This window comes from Acinetobacter sp. 802_lipA (assembly GCF_058242885.1).
Genome location: NZ_JBZAYP010000001.1, coordinates 2,956,225 through 2,976,802, shown reverse-complemented (window position 1 = coordinate 2,976,802; position 20,578 = coordinate 2,956,225). Strand labels below are relative to the sequence as shown.

Genomic DNA, 20,578 nt, shown 5'->3' with positions numbered 1-20,578 from the left:
ACTCAGACTATATCTGTACTGCTTCTATTGGGGTGATAAATGTAATGTTTGAATCACAACTTCACCTGTCACAAATAATTTATGAATTTCAAAATCATAAACTGACAGTAAAAAAGGACGTCTTAGCGTCCTTTTTTACTCAAAAATAAATTAACGTCTTTGATTATAAACCGCTTGAGCAGCGGCTAAGTTCTTACGCATTGCTTCAATACGCTGACTATTTGATGGGTGCGTCGATAGGAATGAAGAGCCGCCTGCTCCATCAAGCTTATTCATTTTTTCCCACAGGCTAATTGCGGCTTGAGGGTTATAGCCTGCTTTAGCCATCAACATTAAGCCGCCTTGGTCTGCACGACTTTCTAGGCTACGTGAGTAAGGCAAACCAATACCAATTTGACTACCTAGCTGCGCTGCTGCTGAACCCGTTTGACCTACACCTGCTGCGCTTAGACCAATTCCCAATGCCAAATCCGTTAATGCCTGCGCACCAACCTTACTCTTCGAGTGCTCTTCTAAAGCATGCACCATCTCATGTCCCATCACCGCTGCAATTTCAGCATCCGTTAGGTTCAATTTATCTACAATACCTGTATAGAACACCACCTTACCACCAGGTGCAACATAGGCATTGACCTGATTTGACTTAAGTACTGCCAACTGCCAGTCAAATTTCGTTCCAGTTTGATTCATTTGATCGGCATATGGCTTCAAGCGATTGAATACACCATAAATACGCTTATAGGTCGTAGATGAGGTATCTAAGGTCTTTGTGCTTCGTGCTTCATTCACTGTTTTGTTGAAGCCTTGGGTTGCTGCTGCATTTAATGTTGCAGTGTCCGCACCTGCCACTTCCGCAAAAGTTGCACAACCTGAAATTGTAACCACACTTGCTGCACACAAACTCATTAATATTTTATTTTTCATTATTGCTTAACTCCATCCATCTCAAAGCATTTTACATAATGTGCTGAATTATATTAAATAGATTTAAAGTGTTAAATATCATCACCGCGTTTTATCATAGCAATTATGTAAAAATATCTTCACAATTAAGTACAATAAGCCAAATTTCAGCGGTAAAGCCTTATCTACACGCCACCTTAAACCTACTTACATAAACTGAATTAAAAGCCAATAAACCAAACACAGGATATTTAAACCCAAATACAGGTGGCTTAAAGGTTCAATTTTTTCCTCAAGGGTCGCACTTTTACGCTTTGCAAACAGAAATGCATTTTGGAGCAGAATGATCGGCACCAAGATACAAGCAATAATCACAGACAATCCAATGAGCGCACTATAAATCACGTCTGGATCGGTGGTTTGCCCTTGAATAATCATCATCGCGATTGTTGGCGCACCACCCATAGCAAAAAGTAGTGAGTAAAAAATAGTTCCCGCGATATTCTTTTGCATCCTGCCTGCTCATCTGTTTATTGTGCATTTTATTCTAACAAGCACTTATACATTATGTCGTGCTTATTCATGCAACTTTAGTCGGGAAAATCATTCCAGCTCAGTAGCTTAAATCAATACCTATCAAGCTCATGTACAAATGTATCGCACAAATAAAAAACCCTGTACGAGACAGGGTTTTTTACTCAATGCTTTATCGCTTAAGCGTCAAATGGATGACGCAAAACAATCGTTTCTTCACGGTCTGGACCTGTAGAAATGATATCGATTGGGCATTCGATTAATTGTTCAATGCGTTTTACATAGTTGATCGCCGCTTGTGGCAATTGATCCATTGATTTCGCACCAAAGGTAGACTCAGACCAACCCGGCATCGTTTCGTAAATTGGTTTTAAAGTTTCAAATGCAAGCGCATCAGAAGAACCAACACAACCAGAATCAGCAGCTTCGTAACCTATGCAGATTTTCACTTCTTCTAAACCGTCAAGAACATCAAGTTTAGTTAAGCAAATACCTGAAAGTGAGTTTACGTCTACAGAACGACGAAGGATTTCAGCATCGAACCAACCACAACGACGTTGACGACCTGTAGAAGCGCCAAATTCAGAACCTACAGTCCCTAAGTGCTTACCAATAGCATCACCTACGTCATTTGCAGCGTCATAAACCAACTCAGTTGGGAACGGACCTGCACCTACACGTGTTGTATATGCTTTGGTAATACCCAATACATAGTCAAGATGTAATGGACCCAAACCAGAACCTGAGCTTACGCCACCAGCAGTTGTGTTTGAAGACGTTACATACGGATATGTACCATGATCAACATCTAGAAGTGAACCTTGAGCACCTTCAAACATGATGTTGTCACCGTTTTTACGGTAATTATGCAGCTCTGTAGTGACATCAATCACAAGTGGTGCAACCACTTCACGCCATTGATCACACAGCGCAAGTACATCTTCTAATTTAACTGCTTCTACGCCGTAGAATTGCGTTAATTGGAAGTTATGGTACTCAAGAAGTTCAGTTAACTGAGCTTTAAGATGCTCGCCACCACGAACCAAGTCTGCAACACGAATTGCACGGCGTGCAACTTTGTCTTCATACGCAGGGCCAATACCACGACCAGTGGTACCAATTTTCGCATTACCGCGCTTGATTTCACGCGCTTGGTCAAGTGCAATATGGTTTGGCAAAATCAGTGGACAGTTCGGAGAAATACGTAGACGCTCTTTAACTGGCACGCCTTCTTTTTCAAGAATGTCCATCTCTTTGATGAGCGCCTCAGGAGAAAGCACCACACCATTACCAATTAAGCACAGTACGTTTTCACGTAAAATACCAGATGGAATGAGGTGTAATACAGTTTTCTTACCACCAACGACAAGTGTATGACCTGCGTTATGTCCGCCTTGATAACGAACGACCGCAGCCGCTTGATCTGTGAGCAGGTCGACGATTTTACCTTTACCTTCGTCGCCCCATTGGGTACCGAGTACCACAACATTCTTGCCCATAATAGCCTCATTGCATCATGCTGTTAAAATTGAAGAACTTCTCAGGTTTTAGCTTACCTGAAGAAGTGATTAAATTTGTTCTACAGTCCATTGACCTGCAACATTCACCAACTGGTGCGTTGCATATGGAAGCGTAGTTAAATCATCCTGCCCCAAAAGTTGAATCACACTCATGCCTTGAGCACGTGTGTGTTCAATCGCTTGGATCAAATCTGTTTGAGTACCTTTGGGTGCAACTACAAGACTGTTTTGCTGAAAACGACCTGCACTAAGTGCATATAAGTCACAACTAAAACCTGTTGCTGGACGTGCACGTCCAAAGTGTTCACCAATCCCGTCATAACGTCCACCCTGTGCCAATGGTGCAGCACGGTTTGGTGCATAAACGGCATACATTAAGCCCGTATGGTAGTGATACGAACGTAGCTCAACCACATCAATACCCATCTGAAGATTTGGCCAACGTGCTTGAATCTCAGATTGTGTGGTTTTTAATGCATCAAAAGCGTGCTTAAATTCTGCATCGGCAATAACTTCTGCACTTAAATGCGTTTGCAAGGCATCTAAGTCACTGGCATAACGACCTAAAGTATAAAAGTCAGCACCAAAGTTTAAATCTTGGGTAAATTCTGCCAATTCTGGTAGAGCTTTACGTTGGTATAAATCAGAGAGTTGACGTTCAATCGCTTTGTTTAACCCCGCAAACCTCACCATACTACGGAATAAACCCACATGGCCTAAATCCAAATGGATACCGTCTGCAAAACCTGTTTTTTCAAGCAGGCTGATCATCACATCAATCAGTTCAACATCGGCATCGATGCTGTCTGAACCGAATAGCTCAGCACCTAACTGCAAAGGTGTACGCGTGGTATTAAAGCCTTGTGGTTTGGTATGTAGGACTGTTCCTGCATAGCAATAACGAGCAACGCCTTCAACTGGATGTACATGCGCATCAATACGAGCCACTTGTGGTGTCATATCTGCACGTACACCAAGCAAACGACCAGAAAGCTGATCAATCACTTTAAAAGTGGCTAAGTCTAAATCTTGATTCGATTCTGAAAGAGAAGATAACGATTCGATGTATTCAATGAATGGCGTGTACACCAACTGATAACCTCGAGTTGCGAGGAAATCTAATGCTTGACGACGCAAAGTTTCAATCACTTGCGCCTGTTCTGGTAGTACATCAGCTACACCATCAGGTAATAACCATGTCTCTGAAATGGGCATGTTGTAAACCTAAAATCTTGTCTGCGCGGAACGAATCCGCATAAAAAAATCGGGGCACACCCGATTTCTCTTAGTCTATCACGATACAATGTGCTGTGCATTAGACAATTTCGGAAAATTTAATTTATCGTTTCGATGTCATCGTTAACAACTTTATAAATTCTTACCGATTTTGAGCGAGTCATTCAAAACATGGCTTTAGACAATGCCCAAGTATCAGAATAAATAATATTAACTCATCCTAGTGCTCTGTACAGATTGGAAAAATTCATTTAAGACTTTGTTTTATCTTTTATTTCCAATTATACCTATGCTTGCACAAAAGACACATTATTTTATACTTCAGCTCAATTTAACAGCAACAATAAATACAACGGCGTTATACAGATAACACTTTTAATCACATATTTTTTACTTGGGGAAAATTCGATGGAAATGCACAGCAACTTATATTACAAGCATCCAGATGCTCAAATCATGTCAAAATTAGACCGATTATTTCAAGAACATCGCGGCGATGCGAGTCAATTTACAGCTTTAGTCTGTGACATTAATCCAGACCATGGCGCTGAACTGGCCGAAGATATTTTAAATACCGTCGATAATATCGAGTTTGACTTAGGTCCTGAATCGCTATACTCCCTCGCGGGTTATTCCATCGCACACTTTGTCCATGGTTCATCAGGTGATGAGTTCATGGAAGCGATTTTGTTCTTCCTGAAAGCCTTGCTTCCAGACATCCATGCGCAAGCATGGGGTTGCGGTGATGATGATCCTTGGGAGTTTTGGTTCAAATTTGAAGGTGATGAACTGGTTCGTGAAGATGATGAACCCCTAAATGATCCTGAAGAAGATGAAGAAATTAAAGCCAGTATTTATGCATGGTGGCACGCAGATCTACCTAAAGAAATTAAAGAAGGCTTTTTAAACGAAGAGTCATAACATCCTAAGCAGCATGACTAGAGTGCAAGTCTATCACTTTGAGTCATGCTGTCACATTCACGGGCGATTTTGTTATCAACTTTTGAGCTACCAAATCGGCAGTTCTGTGGTTTGTTTGATATTTTGCAAAGGAATTTCTGTTTTAATACTTTGTATATTGGGGATTTTATTCAAGCGATGGATTTGAAACTGTCGATAGGCGTCTAAGTCTGCAACCACAATACGTAAAAAGAAATCACAATCCCCTGCCATTAAATGACACTCGACCACTTCAGAAACTTCACGAATCGATTCAACAAATTGGTTCACAGTTTGCGGATCCTGACTTTTTAGCCAAATGCGTGCAAACACGGTCAAACGCAGATTCACCTTAGCAGGATCAACCAAAGCCACATAAGCCCGAATAATCCCGTCTTCTTCTAGCTGTTTTACTCGCCTTAAACACGGTGAGGCAGACAGTCCGATACGCTGAGCCAACTCATTATTTTGAAGTTTTCCATCAACTTGTAGCACTTGCAATATACGTTTATCGGTTTGATCCATAAATTTCACCTCCTAAAGCATAATTTTGCTCATATTTAACCAATTACAGCATATTATTCCAAACAAGCCCTATATTAAGCTAAATAAAGCAAAAAATATCTTCGGAAAAAGCCTAAACTTATTCACCTACTGCACCAAAACCTAGCACGCATAGGCGATTTAAAATGTTCTCCCTTAGAAATACGACTCAAGAACTCAATGACTCTACAGATTACGTCGAGTTTAAACGTGGTATTAAAACATCTATCCCCATGCTGCTGGGCATTATTCCTTTTGCTTTGGTCCTAGGAACACAAGCCACTCAAAAAGGCTTTAGCCATTTAGAAGTTCCATTATTTACTGGCCTAAACTTTGCGGGCGGTTCCGAGTTTGCCGTGCTCGAGGTCTGGACCAATCCACCAAATTTTCTCGTTTTAATTTTCATTACTTTTTTAGTCAATAGCCGTCATTTGCTCATGGGTGCAAGTCTCGTGCCCTATTTACGCCATTTGCCTAATCGACAGGTTTTCCCTGCCCTGTTTTTCATGTGTGATGAAAGTTGGGCCGCAGCTCTTGCCGATGCAGAAAAGAAGAAAAGATTTGGGCTACAACAGGCCTTTAGCATGCCCTACTACGCAGGCATCTGTTTTGCTCTGTACTTGATGTGGGTCAGTTTTACCAGCTTAGGTGCCATTCTTGGTCCTTTGCTAGGCGATGTTCACCGTTATGGATTTGATATGGCCTTTGCTGCAGTATTTTTGGTTTTACTGCGTGGTATGTGGAAAGGCTTTAGCGCCGCACGCCCTTGGCTTATCAGTCTAATCAGTGCGGCCATTGCTTATTTATATTTACCGACGGGTTGGTATGTGCCTATTGGGGCAATCTGTGGCATCGCCTCTGCCTTCTTATTTATTCAGGAGGATGAGCTATGATCCACAGCACTACACTTGGCGCAATTTTATTGGTCGCAGCAACCACTTATCTGACGCGTATATTGGGCTATGTTTTGCTGAAAAATAAAGCTTTAAGCAACAAACAACGAAAGATTTTGGAAGTTGTTCCAGGCTGCGTACTTATTTCAGTAATTGCACCTTATTTTGTCAAAGACAATGTCGCAGATCTACTCGCCATTGCCATCACATTGATTGCAGCTTCACGCTTTTCACTTTTACCAACCGTTGTGATTAGTATGCTGAGCGCGGCATTATTACGTACCGTGCTCATCTAAACTGAATTTTTAGCGTTCAGGCTGTACAGCTTTAGCGAGAATATTCACCAATTCAGCGTTTTGTAACTCAACTTTTTGCAACTTAGACGTAGTCTGTTCGATCACTTCCTGTTGCACATGCATTTTTTTTGCAAGATCTTGCATAATTTCCAAGGTCTTTTTTAAATTTTCTTCAAGATGATGTACTTTTTCTTGCAGCTGATTTTGCTCTACGCTTGGATCGGTTTTATCTGCCTGATTTTTAAATTGAAACCAAATTAAAAAAATGACAGCGACCGCCAACAACAAAATAAATCCCCAAATTAAGATCAACATAAGCACCGCTCTACATTATTTTCGTTTATAAATTCATGATAACCACAAGTCTGTATTCGGTCTATGCCTATCATCTTGTTTTCAGAGTAAAAGATGCTTAAAAATAAAAACCTTTAGGTAGTTGACGCACTAAAAGATTCACACAAATCTAATAAGCGGTTTGCATAGCCCCACTCATTGTCATACCACGCAAAGACTTTAGCTTGATGCCCCACCACCATGGTTTGCGTTAAATCAACAATAAGTGAATAGGGTGAATGATTAAAATCTGAAGACACCAAAGGTTCATCCGTCACATCCATAATTTCACGGTAGTCTGACTTCGCCGCCTGAATCAGTACTTCATTGATTTTATGGTCGGTAATCGGAGTTTGTGAAATAAAAGTTAAATCAATCGCCGCCACATTAATGGTTGGCACACGAATCGAATAACCATCGATACGATCGGCCATTTTCGGCATGACTTGTTTTAAAGCACCTAAAGCAGACGATGTCGTTGGGATAATGTTTTGACCTGAAGCACGAGCACGTCTTAAATCACGATGCGCATGATCCAATACAGACTGATCGGCAGTCACTGCATGAATTTCCGTCATGAGTGCAGTATCAATCCCAAAAGCATCATCAATGATTTTAACCAAAGGCACTAAGGCCTGCGTAGTACATGACACACTGGAAATGATTTGGTCACTGACTTTGACCTCATGGTGATTCACCCCATACACAATTGCGGCATCAACCGAGTCAAAAGGTGCCGCACCGATAATGACCCGCTTTGCACCGGCACTGATATGCCCTGTTGCTGCTTCACGCGAGCGAAATAAACCTGTGCACTCTAGAACCACGTCTACATGGAGACTTGACCAAGGTAAATTCTGCGGGTTTGCCTGACACAATACTTCAACCTTGAGCTGCGATTGATCTTTAGAAAGATGTAAATAAATCCTTTCATTTTCATAACTTAAATCGACTTTTCCGGGAAAGCGCCCATGCGTGGTGTCATATTTAAATAAATGCAATAAGGTTTCTACATCTGCTACATCATTTACCGCGACGATTTCAAACTGAAAGTTCTTTGGATTTTCAAACCAAGCGCGAAGTACATTACGTCCGATTCGACCAAATCCATTTATCGCCACTCGTTGCATGACTTGCCCTTATGTATAAAATGATGAAAGATAAAGCAGGCTTATATTAATGGATTTATACAGATTTGGTTAAGCTTTCTTTTTCTATCATCCATCAGTGAAGATGATGAATATGAACCCTTAAGTGATAAATTGACCGGCCTGACCACCTCGCACTAATCAACTCATTTCCACGAAATGATATAAATATCCAACAATAACAAGCAAAATCTTAGAACTATCGAATACATAGAAATGTCATCAATTCGCCTTAAAGTGATTGGTGCAACATCCTTTTTCCGTTATAATTTGGCGTTTTAAAATTTTTAAGCCAGTATCTGAAGTCAGCGTATTTAGAATAAGACTTTCTTCAGCTACTATTAGCCAAATCGAAATTATGGAGTGACTTGGTTGTGAGTACTCGTTTTATGACATCAGCTGAAATTCGCGAAGCTTTTTTAAGCTACTTTGAATCGCAAGGGCATACACGTGTCGCGTCGAGTTCTCTAGTTCCCGCCAACGACCCTACTTTGTTGTTTACCAACGCGGGTATGAACCAATTTAAAGATTGTTTCTTAGGCCTAGAAAAACGTGATTATGTACGTGCAGTGTCTTCACAAAAATGTGTCCGCGCAGGTGGTAAACACAACGACTTAGACAATGTCGGTTATACCGCACGTCACCATACCTTCTTTGAAATGTTAGGTAACTTCTCATTTGGCGACTACTTCAAACGTGATGCGATCAAATTTGCATGGGATTTCCTCACTGGTGAAGCTTGGTTAGCACTGCCTAAAGACAAACTCTACGCAACGGTTTACCACACTGACGACGAAGCATTTGACATCTGGAACAAAGAAATTGGTTTAGATGCTAGCCGTATTATTCGTATTGGCGACAACAAAGGTGGTCAATACGCATCAGATAACTTCTGGGCAATGGGTGATACAGGTCCTTGTGGTCCATGTTCTGAAATCTTCTTTGACCATGGCGACCATATTTGGGGTGGCTTACCAGGCACACCTGAAGAAGACGGCGACCGTTTCATTGAAATTTGGAACAACGTTTTCATGCAGTTTAACCGTACTGCGGATGGCGTATTACACCCTCTTCCGGCGCCTTCTGTTGATACAGGTATGGGCTTAGAGCGTATTTCTGCTGTTTTACAACATGTTAACTCAAATTACGAAATTGACCTGTTCCAACACTTACTCAAAGCAGCCGCTGAAATTATTGGTTTAGATACCGCTGCACTTGAAGCAGAAGCTCGCGAAAAAGGTACACCAGTTCAATATCCTGCATCACTTAAAGTGGTTGCGGATCACGCACGTTCATGTTCATTCCTGATTGCTGATGGTGTAAACCCATCCAATGAAGGTCGTGGTTATGTACTACGTCGTATTATCCGTCGTGCAGTTCGTCATGGTAACAAGCTAGGTGCAACAGGTTCATTCTTCCATAAAATGTTGCAACCTTTAATTGAAGTGATGGGTCAAGCTTACCCAGAACTTGAAGCACAGAAAGTACGTATTGAAGCGCAATTGCTGAAAGAAGAAGAACAATTTGCTAAAACTCTAGAGCAAGGTTTGAAATTGCTTGAAGGTGAATTGGCTCAACTGAAAGGTTCAGTGATTCCAGGTGAAGTGGTGTTTAAACTGTATGATACTTACGGTTTCCCAACTGACCTGACTGCTGACATCGCACGTGAACGTGATTTAACCATTGATGAAGCAGGCTTTGAAGTTGAAATGGCTGCGCAACGTCAACGTGCACGTGATGCAGGTAAATTCGCGATTGACTACAACTCTGTTGTTAAAGTTGAAGGCGAAACTCAGTTTGATGGCTATGATGCAACGGTTGGCGAAGGTCAAATTATCGCAATCTACAAAGATGGAGAACAAGTTGATGAAGTGGTTGAAGGTGACGAAGCCCTCATCGTACTGAACCAAACTCCGTTCTATGCAGAAAGCGGCGGTCAAATTGGTGACACGGGTATTTTCAAAAACGACACGGGTATTTTTGAAGTCCAAGACACCAAGAAATCGGGCGGTGCTTTTGTCCACCAAGGGATTGTTACTGTAGGTAGCATTAAGGTTGCTCAAAATGTTGAAGCAACAGTCAAAGCAGACATCCGCGCTGCAACTGCACGCAACCACTCTGCAACTCACCTTTTACATGCTGCACTACGTCAAATCTTAGGTGAACACGTACAACAAAAAGGTTCATTGGTTGCCTCAGACATCTTACGTTTTGACTTTGCCAACGATCAACCTGTGTCATTTGAACAGCTTCAAGAAATTGAACGTCTTGTAAACGCTGAAGTAATTGCCAACACTGCAGTTTCTACTGAGCTTTTAGACATCGAATCTGCGAAAGCAAAAGGCGCGATGATGTTGTTCGGTGAAAAATATGGCGATGAAGTTCGTGTACTTTCAATGGGTTCAATCATTGAAGAAAAGAACTTCTCAATTGAGCTGTGTGGTGGTATTCACGTTAAACGCACGGGCGACATCGGCTTGTTCAAAATCACTTCTGAAGGTGGTGTAGCTGCAGGTGTGCGTCGTATTGAAGCGGTAACAGGTACCAAAGCCATTGAAGTTGCTCAAAAAGCTGACCGTGATATCAACACCATCAATGGTTTATTGAAAGCTCAAAAAGACCAAACTTTAGAAAAAGTTGAAGCCTTAGTCGACACAGCATCAAGCTTGCAAAAACAGATTGAGCAACTCAATCAAAAACTTGCCAGCTTCCAAGCTGCTGAACTTCTTAGCCAAGTTCAAACGCTTGCGGGTCGTCAAACGCTGATCACGACTGTTCAAAACATGGATGCGAAATCACTTCGTAACCTACATGACGGTGTGAAATCAAAATTAGAAAATGCAGTCATCGTACTTGCTGGTGTTGAAGGTGACAAAGTTAGCCTGATTGCATCTGTAGCAAAAGACTTTACTGCTTCTATTAAAGCAGGTGACATCATCAAACATCTAGCAACTGAGCTTGGTGGTAAAGGTGGTGGCAAACCTGACTTAGCACAAGGTGGCGCGCCACTAAACGAGAAGTTTGCAACAGTGATGGCAGATTTAACTGCTTGGCTTGAAGCGAAATAAAACTTCACCTTTTGTGTAACTGACCCTGAATGATGCATTCAGGGTCATGGTTTATATGGAACAACTATGGCATTAATCGTTCAAAAATATGGCGGTACCTCTATGGGTACTCCAGAGCGCATTTTAAATGTTGCTCGTCGTGTAAAGCGTTGGCATGACCACGGCCACAAGGTTGTAGTGGTTGTATCAGCAATGAGTGGCGAAACCAATCGTCTACTTGCTTTAGCGAAAGCCATTACCGAAACCCCTGACCCACGAGAATTAGACCAAATGGTTTCTACGGGTGAACAGGTAACGATTTCAATGTTAGCAATGGCGCTCAATTCTATTGGCGTTGAAGCTAAGTCACTTACGGGTCGCCAAGTCGGTATCAAAACAGACAATGCGTTTACCAAAGCACGTATCGAGTCGATTGATACTGACACCATGACTGCGCATTTAGATGCTGGTCGTGTGATCGTGGTTGCTGGTTTCCAAGGCTTCGATGCCGATGGTAACACCACCACCCTCGGCCGTGGCGGTTCAGATACTTCTGGTGTAGCACTTGCTGCAGCATTAAAAGCAGATGAATGCCAAATCTATACAGATGTAGATGGCGTTTATACGACTGACCCACGCGTTGCACCAAAAGCGAAAAAAGTAGACCGTATTTCATTTGAAGAAATGCTGGAAATGGCATCACTTGGTTCTAAAGTTCTACAAATTCGTTCGGTTGAATTTGCAGGAAAATACCAAGTGCCTTTACGCGTATTATCAAGTTTTGATAATGACGATGATGGCGCATTCGACGAAGACTTTAAAAAGAACGTCGGAACACTAATCACCACTGAGGCGGAAGACAACATGGAACAACCAATTATCTCTGGTATCGCATTTAACCGTGACGAAGCTAAACTTACGATTCTAGGTGTTCCTGATGAACCAGGTATTGCATCTAAAATTTTATCGCCTATTGGTAATGCCAACATTGAAGTGGATATGATTATCCAAAATGTTGAAGAAGATGGTACAACTGACTTCACTTTCACGGTAAACCGTGGCGAACTTGCAAAAGCAACAAAAATTCTTCAAGAAACTGCTCAAGCTATTGGTGCGCGCGAAGTTGCTACACGTGATGACATTGTTAAAGTGTCAATTGTAGGTGTTGGTATGCGTTCGCATGCAGGTGTTGCAAGTAAAATGTTTACTGCCCTAGCTGATGAAGGCATCAACATTTTGATGATCTCAACTTCAGAAATCAAAATTTCCGTGATTATTGAAGAAAACTACTTAGAACTTGCTGTACGTTCTTTACACACTGCTTTCGGTTTAGACCGTGAACATGGTGAATCAAGCGCACGTGCTTAAGCAATCTTGCGAAAAACTTGTCATTGTCTGACAGTTTTTGCAAAAGACTACAAAAATCAGGGGCCACTATAGTTTTTTCTATAGTGGCTCTGTTATATTAAGCCCGAGGCTTTCTTAAATTTAGATGAATGTTATACCTAATGTCACTAGATATCTAAAAATTCAAGTGTCATGTGGTTGTATTAAACATTTGTTTAAATTTTTTTAAATACAAAAAATTATGTATTTTACTTTAGTACAACTGCAGGTTTAGCGTTTTGCAAGGAGATAAACATGCTGATTTTGACCCGACGCGTCGGTGAAACATTAATGATTGGGGATCAAGTAAGTGTTACTGTACTTGGTGTCAAAGGCAACCAAGTTCGTATTGGTGTCAATGCTCCCAAAGAAGTATCTGTACATCGTGAAGAGATTTATCAACGCATTCAGCATGAACGTGCAATGCATGAACATCTTCAACATCTTGATCAGGACTACCAGCCTGCATTTGAAGATGAAGGTGCACAGCAGAATAATTTCAATCGTTAAGATTGAAACATTCAGATATAAAGCGGCCCGATTGGCCGCTTTAAATTTTTATACAGTCTCTTTTTGCTCAAGTGCCTCAATTACTTTCTTTACAGGCCCAAAACTACGACGATGCTCGTCAATGACCCCATGTTCAGCAATCGCCTCAAAATGCGCTTTGGTTGGATAACCTTTGTGTTTGGCAAAACCAAACTGAGGATATTTTCGATCCATCTCAATCATTTGATGGTCACGTGTCACTTTGGCCAAAATACTCGCCGCTGAGATTTCAGCATGTAAAGCATCCCCGCCCACAATTGCCTCACAGCTCATACTCAAGCCTTGTGGAATTTTATTACCATCAACCAAGACATGTTCAGGCTGTATTGCAAGCTGTTCAACCGCGCGGCGCATCGCAAGCAAAGATGCTTGTAAAATGTTGATCTCATCAATTTCAGCAGCACTCGCCTCAGCAATCGCCCATGCCAATGCTTTTTCCTGAATTTCGACAAAAAGTTTTTCACGTTTTTTTTCGGTCAGTTTTTTGGAATCATTTAACCCTTGTATCGGGTTATTCGGGTCTAATATTACCGCAGCAGCGACCACTGAACCCACCAAAGGGCCGCGCCCTGCCTCATCTGCACCTGCAATTTGCATTTTCTACTCTCATAAAAAATGGCTGATCAACAGCCATTCTAAAATTTAACAATTTATTCGGCTTAGTTTAGCATTTCAGAGGCGCATGTGGCTGTTGTTTTTGTTGCTGCTAAAGCACCATAGGTTGCCTTTGCTTTGGGATCAATTGCCGCCAAAGCCAACTGCTCTTTAGACAACACTTTGGGTGAGTTATCACCCACACAGTTACATACTTCACGTTTTTTCTTTTGTTTTTGGTCTTCTGATAACAGCTTACTGCCCATGATCCATGTCGGATTAGTTTCTATTTCATCCATACATTTTGCATGTGAGGCCATTTTAATAGCCGAGATTCCATCATCATCTGAGCTAGATAAAGGATTCGATACACAAGCGGAAAGTATAAGCGAGCCAAACAAACAGAGAATTAACTTATCATTGAACCGTACCGGGTTTGTCGGAGAGTCAATATTCTGAGAGACTACCCCGATGACAAAATTAAAATATACCCCTGAAATCAGAGAAAGAGCGGTTCAATTATTGATTGAATCTGAAAAAGATTATCCTTCTACTTGGGCTGCAATCACAGCAATTGCGCCTAAGATTGGTTGTACTCCTGAAACACTTCGTGCCTGGCATCAAAAGCATTTAGATCAGCAAAATCCTATTAAAGTACAACAGATATCTGATCAAGAAAAAATGAAGCAAATGGAACGTGAAATTAAAGAATTAAAGCGTGCCAATGAAATTCTACGTAAAGCAGCCGCTTTTTTCGCCCAGGCGGAGCTCGACCGCCCACACAAATAATGGTGGATTTCATCCATAACAATAAAGACTTATATGGTGTTGATGCGATTTGTAGAATTTTACCGATCGCACCTTCAACCTATTACCGGACTCTAGATCTCTGCGATGAGAAGCATTGCTTCGCAAGGGAACATCGAGCAAAGCGAGATTTACATGACTTGCATCATGCTGAGGAGATTAAACGAATTTGGAAGGAAAGTTCAGGTCGATATGGTGTACGTAAAGTCTGGCAAAAATTAAAACGTGAAGGCTATATTATTGCACGCTGTACTGTTGCTCGATTAATGAAAAAACTAGGTATACAAGGTGTTTGGCGAGGTAAGAACAAACAAACCACCCGTAGCCGAGATGACCAAAAACGAGCAGATGACTTGGTGAAACGGAATTTTAGAGCTGATCAGCCTAATCACTTGTGGGTTGCTGACTTTACCTATATTCAAACAAATTCAGGCTGGGTCTATACCGCCTTTATTATTGATGTGTTCTCACGAGCAATTGTTGGATGGAAAGTATCTACACGGATGAATACAGATATGGTGCTCGATGCACTTGAGCAAGCATTGCACGATCGAGGCATGCCAAAGAATGTGATTCATCATTCCGACAGAGGTGTGCAATATCTTTCCATTCGCTATACCAATCGTTTAGAAGCAGCAAATTTACGAGCATCAGTCGGTACGACTGGTGATTCATACGATAATGCTCTGGCTGAAACGGTGAATGGCTTATACAAAACAGAGGTGATTGAATATTTAAAAGCAGATTGGCAAGGTTTAGCAGATGTACAACTTGCGACACTAAACTGGGTAGATTGGTTCAATAAAAAGCGTGTACACAGTGCACTGGGTTATGTATCGCCTTTTGAGTTTGAAGCAATGTACTATGATAAGATTAACCCGTTAGGTCAGGTGGCCTAACTTAAATAAAAAAATCTCCGACAAACCCGGTACGGTTCACATTTTTCATACAGATACACCCTTTGTTGTAAAAGAAATCAGGCTTCAATTGTTATTATTCACATCAATATAAAAGATAAACACCAAAAAGTACAAAAAAACTGCAAAGAAGCGAGGCATGTCCCCCGCTTCTTTGATATATCACAACTTAATTCACCGCTTCAGCCACACATGCATTGATGGTTTTCGTCACAGCATTGCTAATAATGGTTGTACGCGCCGCAGGGTCAATGGCCGCTGTTGCCACATCGACAGCGGTAATATTTTGTGGGGCTTTCTCACTGACACAACCACAAATTTCGGTTTGAATATCGGTTTTTTGATCAGCCGTCATAAATTTGGTTGCTGTTTTCCATGCTGGCAGATTATTCAACTCAGTCGTACATTTTGCATTAATGGCAATTTTAAGCGCTGCTGTACCCAGTTGTTGTGTGGTGGTCGTCGTATTGGTCGTTGCCATATCAGTCGTTGTACAAGCCGAAAGGATCAAAGCCAAAGGAGCAAGCACTGCAATCATTTTTTTCACGGATATATCCATTTATAACAGTTAAAGTGCGCGTATTTTGCCGAATCTTTGCTATTTACGGAAACACTATTTCCATGCCATTTTAATATCTTTCGCTTATTGCACGGTTTTAGATCAGTCATGCGCCATTGGTCTGTGCAGCGTTGCAGAATATCAACGCTATGTTGCATCTACTACATTTTTGACCTATCTATAGTTCTATAAAATAGCGCAACATAAAAATGGATGTGAATCTAATGAACTCGGCAAATACCCATTACACGCGTACTGCTCAAATCCTGCATTGGCTCATGGCAATTATCTTTATTGCTGCTTGGCTGATTGGTTTTTATAGCTGAAACTTCCTCAGCTATGATGCTGATGGTAGCTTTAAAGGGGATGTCATTACCTTACATAAGAACATTGCAACCACGATTATTTTTCTGGTGGTGATTCGTATCTTTTGGCGCTATACCCACCCTGCACCCAAACTTCCAGACAGTATGTCACCGTTCATGCAAAAAATGGCACACCTCGGTCATTTGGCTTTATATTTCATTTTGTTGGCTTTGCCAATTACTGGCTGTTTATTTAGCTGGAGTGCTGGGCACCCTGCGCCTGTATTGTACCTTTTTGAAATTCCCCGTTTAGTACAAGACAACCCTGAATTACTCGCAATCGTAAAACCTTTACATATCTGGATTTCATGGGCTGCAGGATTGCTGTTAGTGGGTCATATTGTAGCAGCACTGAAACACCACTTTATTGATAAAGATAATGTGTTAAATAGCATGACCAAACAAGCAAAGTAAGACCAAGTTGAATTAGCCTAAAAGCATCAATCTGTTGCTTTTAGGACTTCATCCACCACACATCCTTTCAGCGTATTCAACACGCCCTGTTGGACCACCTGTTTTTTGACTTGTTCATCAACCACTGCACGCAACAAAGTTGTTGCTGGAATATCGTTTAACGCATTTTCACCCACGCAACCACAGATTTGCGTTTGGAGCTGATTCTTTTTCTCTTCACCAAGCAATGCTGTACTGACTTTCCACAACCTTGTCGCTTCAAGCTCTACACCGCACTGATACACCACCACAGGCTTTAGTAGTTTTTGCGTTAACCCAGTATCGGTTTTGAGTAAATAAACTGCAAAGAGCACAAAAATAACCACAAGCAATGCAATGATTTTTTTCATATCAACCTCACATAAAAAAGACAGAGCGAACTCTGTCTTTAAAAGGACATTAGATTAAGCAATAGCTGCAATTTCAGCCGCCCATTTTTGCTTCTCTTCTGCCGAAATAAATGACGCTTCAAAAGAGTTCAACGCCAATTGTTTTAGCTCAGCTGCTGTTAAGTCTAACGCATCTGTAATGGCAATAAAGTTATCATTCATATAACCACCAAAGTACGATGGATCGTCTGAATTTACTGTTACTTGCACACCTTGTTGCAACAAACGGCGGATATTGTGCTGTGCCATATCTTCAACGACACATAACTTTAAGTTACTGAGCGGACAAACTGTCAGTGGCATTTTCTCCGCGATCAAACGCTGCATTAATACAGGATCTTCTTCAGAACGCACACCGTGGTCAATACGATTCACTTTAAGCAAATCTAAAGCTTCCCACACATATTCTGCTGGACCTTCTTCACCCGCATGCGCAACCACTAAAAAGCCTGCTTCACGTGCTTTAGCAAAGACATGTTCAAACTTTGAAGGAGGATGTCCAACTTCGCTTGAGTCCAAGCCTACACCAATGATTTGATCTTTATACGGCAATGCCTGTGCTAAAGTTTCAAGGGCTGCTTCTTCACTTAAATGACGCAAGAAACACATAATCAAATGCGAACTAATGCCAAATTTTGCCTTGGCATCATCACATGCGCGTTGCAGACCATTAATCACTGTTTCAAAAGCAATACCGCGGTCAGTATGCGTTTGTGGATCAAAGAACATTTCGGTATGCACTACACGATCTTCGGCACATTTTTCAAAATACGCCCAAGCCAAGTCATAAAAGTCTTGCTCATGAATCAGTACATTTGCACCTGCATAATAAATGTCTAAAAATGATTGCAGATTGTGAAAATTATAAGCCTGTTTCACTTCTTCAACCGACTTATAAGGAATGTCTATTTGATTACGCTGTGCGATTGCAAACATGAGTTCTGGCTCAAATGTCCCTTCAATATGCACATGCAATTCAGCTTTTGGTAAAGCACGAATGAGCTCCAATTGACTCATATATTTTCCTCTTTAAAATAAAAAAGGGCGTAAACTGAGTTTACACCCTTATCACTATTTGATGAATTAGCCACCAAATAACGCGAATTTTAATGCCCAAAGCACAGCCACGATCCACACCATGTACGGTACAGTCGCCGCTTTACCGGTGAACAATTTAACCAATGCATAGCTAATAAAGCCCATCGCAATACCATCTGCAATTGAGTAGGTAAATGGCATAAATACAATGGTTAAGAACGCAGGTACAGCTTCAGTAATATCATCCCAATCAATATGGGTAATCCCCTGAATCATCAACACACCAACAAATAACAATGCTGGAGCTGTTGCAAAACCAGGTACAGATTGAGCTAGAGGTGCTAAAAACAAACATAAGATAAATAACACACCGACCACAACTGCGGTTAAACCTGTACGGCCACCAGCAGCAACGCCCGCAGACGACTCAATATATGGTGTCGTCGAAGATGTACCTAATGCTGCACCAGCAACAATTGCGGTTGAGTCTGCAAATAATGCTTTTTTCAAACGTGGAAGCTTGCCATCTTTCAGTAAGCCTGCACGATGTGACACACCCACCAATGTACCTGTTGAGTCAAATAAATCGACCAAGAAAAATACAAAGATGACACCCACCAAGCTTGCCGTAAATAGACCTTCAAAGTCCATTTGCATGAATGTTGGAGCAATTGATGGAATCTCACCAACAACACCTTTAAACTCGCTTAAGCCCATAGCTGTTGAAATTGCAGTTAAAGCCAAGATACTAATAATAATGGCACCACGCACTTTAAAGTGATGCAGTACAACCACCATCAAGAAGCCAAATAAAGCCAAAAGAACCGTCGGTTGCTTTAAGTCGCCCAATCCAACCAAAGTCGCTGGATTGTCCACAATAACGCCTGCATTTTTTAAAGCAATCAACGCAAGGAATAAACCAATTCCGCCGCCAATCGCAAGCTTAAGCGACATTGGGATTGCATTCACAATGGCTTCACGGATCTTAAACATACTGATCGCAATGAACACCAAACCTGATACAAACACTGCAGCTAAAGCAGTCTGCCAAGGCACACCCATACCCATACACACCGAATAGGTAAAGTAAGCGTTTAAGCCCATACCTGGTGCTAATGCAATTGGATAATTTGCAACAATACCCATAACCAAACAGCCAATTGCGGCTGCAAGACAAGTCGCTACAAAGACAGCACCATGATCCATCCCCGTTTCGGATAAAATCATTGGATTCACAATAATGATGTAACACATGGTTAAGAATGTGGTTACACCTGCAAGAAGCTCTGTACGAAAACTGGTTTTATTTTCACTCAGTTTGAACATACGCTCGAGCATATTTTCTGAAGATGGATTAGGAGTCGTCATGACCTAGCCCCTGTAAATAAACTTTTAAAACTGTATAACTGCCAAAAAATTTCGACACTCAGTACGATGAAAATCTGATTAAATTTCTGGAAGTTAAAGCAATGAATATGCCAAATTTCCTCAATTCAGGAAAAGTTTATTTAGCCATGAATGGTTCAAACGCAGGGTTGAACCATATATACCTAAACAAAAAAGCCGCATAAACCGTATGCAGCTTTCAACAAAAACGTCATTTTAGACTCAAAATCTAAAATTCAATATATCTTGGCGCGAATTATAACACACTGATTTTTAATTGTTTTAAATTTATTTTTAATTAAAATTCAACATGATAAGTCATTTATACATGATTTTATTCTATCTTAAGCATCAAAGTACTTTAATGGAGACCTGCTCGATTATTGCTTCAGCATCACTTTGAAGCGGGCTACTAACTTTTTCAGGCACGGCCTTTGCCTTTGAGAAAGGACTCAACTTTTGTACTCTAGGCTCAGCACTGTTCATGAGTTGATTCAACTGTTGCTGTTTTTTCGTTTCTGTATCCTGAAAAACAGCAAACCCAAGCAAACAAACTGCAGCCACAAAAATAGGGATTAGAATTTTTTTCATGACATTCACAATATCCACAACTGCTTTAGCATGATTACAAATCATAACAAATAATACAAAGGGTCACACATTTATCAGATAAAAAGCATCTTCACACTTTATAGTTTTTTCTGATTTAATTATTTCAATAACATAAGATTAAGTTAAACGAG

General features: G+C 41.1%; 21 protein-coding genes, 1 pseudogene and 1 other annotated feature. Of the genes and pseudogenes, 8 read left to right on the top strand and 14 right to left on the bottom strand.

Features of this window, described 5'->3' with window-relative positions:
• Positions 1 to 150: 150 nt before the first annotated feature.
• The 4 genes from AC4CU3_RS14750 to AC4CU3_RS14735 form a co-directional block, all read right to left on the bottom strand.
• Positions 151 to 924, bottom strand: coding sequence for a M48 family metallopeptidase (locus tag AC4CU3_RS14750; RefSeq protein WP_004982314.1), 774 nt, complete (start codon positions 922 to 924; stop codon positions 151 to 153).
• Between the two features lie 186 nt (positions 925 to 1,110).
• Complete coding sequence (locus AC4CU3_RS14745) at positions 1,111 to 1,416, bottom strand: hypothetical protein (protein ID WP_004696180.1); 306 nt, start codon at positions 1,414 to 1,416, stop codon at positions 1,111 to 1,113.
• 200 nt (positions 1,417 to 1,616) lie between these two features.
• Positions 1,617 to 2,936: an adenylosuccinate synthase gene (locus AC4CU3_RS14740; RefSeq protein ID WP_236769313.1), complete on the bottom strand. Its 1,320-nt coding sequence runs from the start codon at positions 2,934 to 2,936 to the stop codon at positions 1,617 to 1,619.
• Positions 2,937 to 3,005: 69 nt separating this feature from the next.
• Positions 3,006 to 4,172, bottom strand: a complete 1,167-nt coding sequence (locus AC4CU3_RS14735) for an ATP phosphoribosyltransferase regulatory subunit (protein WP_279043034.1) — start codon at positions 4,170 to 4,172, stop codon at positions 3,006 to 3,008.
• A 429-nt stretch (positions 4,173 to 4,601) separates the two neighbouring features.
• Here AC4CU3_RS14735 and AC4CU3_RS14730 point away from each other — a divergent pair, with 429 nt between their 5' ends.
• Entirely contained in the window at positions 4,602 to 5,114 is a 513-nt protein-coding gene (locus AC4CU3_RS14730) for a hypothetical protein (RefSeq protein WP_279043036.1), read from the top strand.
• 87 nt (positions 5,115 to 5,201) lie between these two features.
• Here the strand turns inward: AC4CU3_RS14730 and AC4CU3_RS14725 are convergent, their stop codons facing one another.
• On the bottom strand, positions 5,202 to 5,657 hold the full coding sequence (locus AC4CU3_RS14725; protein ID WP_126037223.1) for an Lrp/AsnC family transcriptional regulator: 456 nt from the start codon (positions 5,655 to 5,657) through the stop codon (positions 5,202 to 5,204).
• Positions 5,658 to 5,821: 164 nt separating this feature from the next.
• Here AC4CU3_RS14725 and AC4CU3_RS14720 point away from each other — a divergent pair, with 164 nt between their 5' ends.
• Both AC4CU3_RS14720 and AC4CU3_RS14715 read left to right on the top strand, forming a co-directional pair.
• Positions 5,822 to 6,568, top strand: coding sequence for an AzlC family ABC transporter permease (locus AC4CU3_RS14720; RefSeq protein ID WP_126037225.1), 747 nt, complete (start codon positions 5,822 to 5,824; stop codon positions 6,566 to 6,568).
• Positions 6,565 to 6,864 (top strand): AzlD family protein, encoded by a 300-nt coding sequence (locus tag AC4CU3_RS14715; RefSeq protein WP_126037227.1) that lies wholly within the window; start codon positions 6,565 to 6,567, stop codon positions 6,862 to 6,864. The genes AC4CU3_RS14720 and AC4CU3_RS14715 overlap by 4 nt, the downstream gene beginning before the upstream one ends.
• 9 nt (positions 6,865 to 6,873) lie before the next feature.
• Here AC4CU3_RS14715 and AC4CU3_RS14710 read toward each other — a convergent pair whose 3' ends face one another.
• Together AC4CU3_RS14710 and AC4CU3_RS14705 are read right to left on the bottom strand one after the other, a co-directional pair.
• Positions 6,874 to 7,179, bottom strand: a complete 306-nt coding sequence (locus AC4CU3_RS14710; RefSeq protein ID WP_126037229.1) for a hypothetical protein — start codon at positions 7,177 to 7,179, stop codon at positions 6,874 to 6,876.
• A gap of 113 nt (positions 7,180 to 7,292) precedes the next feature.
• Complete coding sequence (locus AC4CU3_RS14705) at positions 7,293 to 8,327, bottom strand: type I glyceraldehyde-3-phosphate dehydrogenase (RefSeq protein WP_279043041.1); 1,035 nt, start codon at positions 8,325 to 8,327, stop codon at positions 7,293 to 7,295.
• A gap of 392 nt (positions 8,328 to 8,719) precedes the next feature.
• On the opposite strand from AC4CU3_RS14705, the gene alaS reads away from it, so the two are divergent.
• From alaS to csrA, 3 genes are all read left to right on the top strand, one after another.
• On the top strand, positions 8,720 to 11,413 hold the full coding sequence (gene alaS / locus AC4CU3_RS14700; RefSeq protein WP_279043043.1) for an alanine--tRNA ligase: 2,694 nt from the start codon (positions 8,720 to 8,722) through the stop codon (positions 11,411 to 11,413).
• Between the two features lie 66 nt (positions 11,414 to 11,479).
• On the top strand, positions 11,480 to 12,760 hold the full coding sequence (locus tag AC4CU3_RS14695) for an aspartate kinase (protein ID WP_010327134.1): 1,281 nt from the start codon (positions 11,480 to 11,482) through the stop codon (positions 12,758 to 12,760).
• Between the two features lie 273 nt (positions 12,761 to 13,033).
• A complete protein-coding gene (gene csrA / locus AC4CU3_RS14690) occupies positions 13,034 to 13,288 on the top strand; it encodes a carbon storage regulator CsrA (RefSeq protein ID WP_004982340.1) in 255 nt (84 codons plus the stop codon).
• Between the two features lie 48 nt (positions 13,289 to 13,336).
• On the opposite strand, the gene rnhB is transcribed toward csrA, so the two are convergent.
• Complete coding sequence (rnhB, locus tag AC4CU3_RS14685; protein WP_087012125.1) at positions 13,337 to 13,924, bottom strand: ribonuclease HII; 588 nt, start codon at positions 13,922 to 13,924, stop codon at positions 13,337 to 13,339.
• A 62-nt stretch (positions 13,925 to 13,986) separates the two neighbouring features.
• Entirely contained in the window at positions 13,987 to 14,241 is a 255-nt protein-coding gene (locus AC4CU3_RS14680) for a hypothetical protein (RefSeq protein WP_348960569.1), read from the bottom strand.
• Between the two features lie 151 nt (positions 14,242 to 14,392).
• Between AC4CU3_RS14680 and AC4CU3_RS14675 the strand changes: the two genes are divergently transcribed.
• Positions 14,393 to 15,627 (top strand): IS3 family transposase gene (locus AC4CU3_RS14675; protein ID WP_490738342.1). Its coding sequence is split into 2 segments (ribosomal slippage): positions 14,393 to 14,669 and positions 14,669 to 15,627, totalling 1,236 coding nucleotides; the frame shifts between segments, so codons are not numbered across the junction.
• Positions 14,668 to 14,784: a sequence feature (AL1L pseudoknot), on the top strand. (Overlaps the previous gene by 117 nt.)
• Before the next feature lie 187 nt (positions 15,628 to 15,814).
• Here the strand turns inward: AC4CU3_RS14675 and AC4CU3_RS14670 are convergent.
• Positions 15,815 to 16,192, bottom strand: coding sequence for a hypothetical protein (locus tag AC4CU3_RS14670; RefSeq protein ID WP_035326742.1), 378 nt, complete (start codon positions 16,190 to 16,192; stop codon positions 15,815 to 15,817).
• A 236-nt stretch (positions 16,193 to 16,428) separates the two neighbouring features.
• Between AC4CU3_RS14670 and AC4CU3_RS14665 the strand changes: the two are divergent.
• A pseudogene (locus AC4CU3_RS14665) lies at positions 16,429 to 16,983 on the top strand (cytochrome b).
• A 26-nt stretch (positions 16,984 to 17,009) separates the two neighbouring features.
• Here the strand turns inward: AC4CU3_RS14665 and AC4CU3_RS14660 are convergent.
• From AC4CU3_RS14660 to AC4CU3_RS14645, 4 genes are all read right to left on the bottom strand, one after another.
• Entirely contained in the window at positions 17,010 to 17,372 is a 363-nt protein-coding gene (locus AC4CU3_RS14660; protein ID WP_218288240.1) for a hypothetical protein, read from the bottom strand.
• Positions 17,373 to 17,426: 54 nt separating this feature from the next.
• Positions 17,427 to 18,428, bottom strand: coding sequence for an adenosine deaminase (locus AC4CU3_RS14655; protein ID WP_279043845.1), 1,002 nt, complete (start codon positions 18,426 to 18,428; stop codon positions 17,427 to 17,429).
• Between the two features lie 66 nt (positions 18,429 to 18,494).
• Positions 18,495 to 19,817 carry an NCS2 family permease gene (locus tag AC4CU3_RS14650; protein ID WP_004696144.1) on the bottom strand — a complete coding sequence of 441 codons (1,323 nt, stop codon included), beginning with the start codon at positions 19,815 to 19,817 and terminating at the stop codon, positions 18,495 to 18,497.
• Between the two features lie 369 nt (positions 19,818 to 20,186).
• A complete protein-coding gene (locus tag AC4CU3_RS14645; RefSeq protein ID WP_236769319.1) occupies positions 20,187 to 20,426 on the bottom strand; it encodes a hypothetical protein in 240 nt (79 codons plus the stop codon).
• Positions 20,427 to 20,578 lie beyond the last annotated feature (152 nt).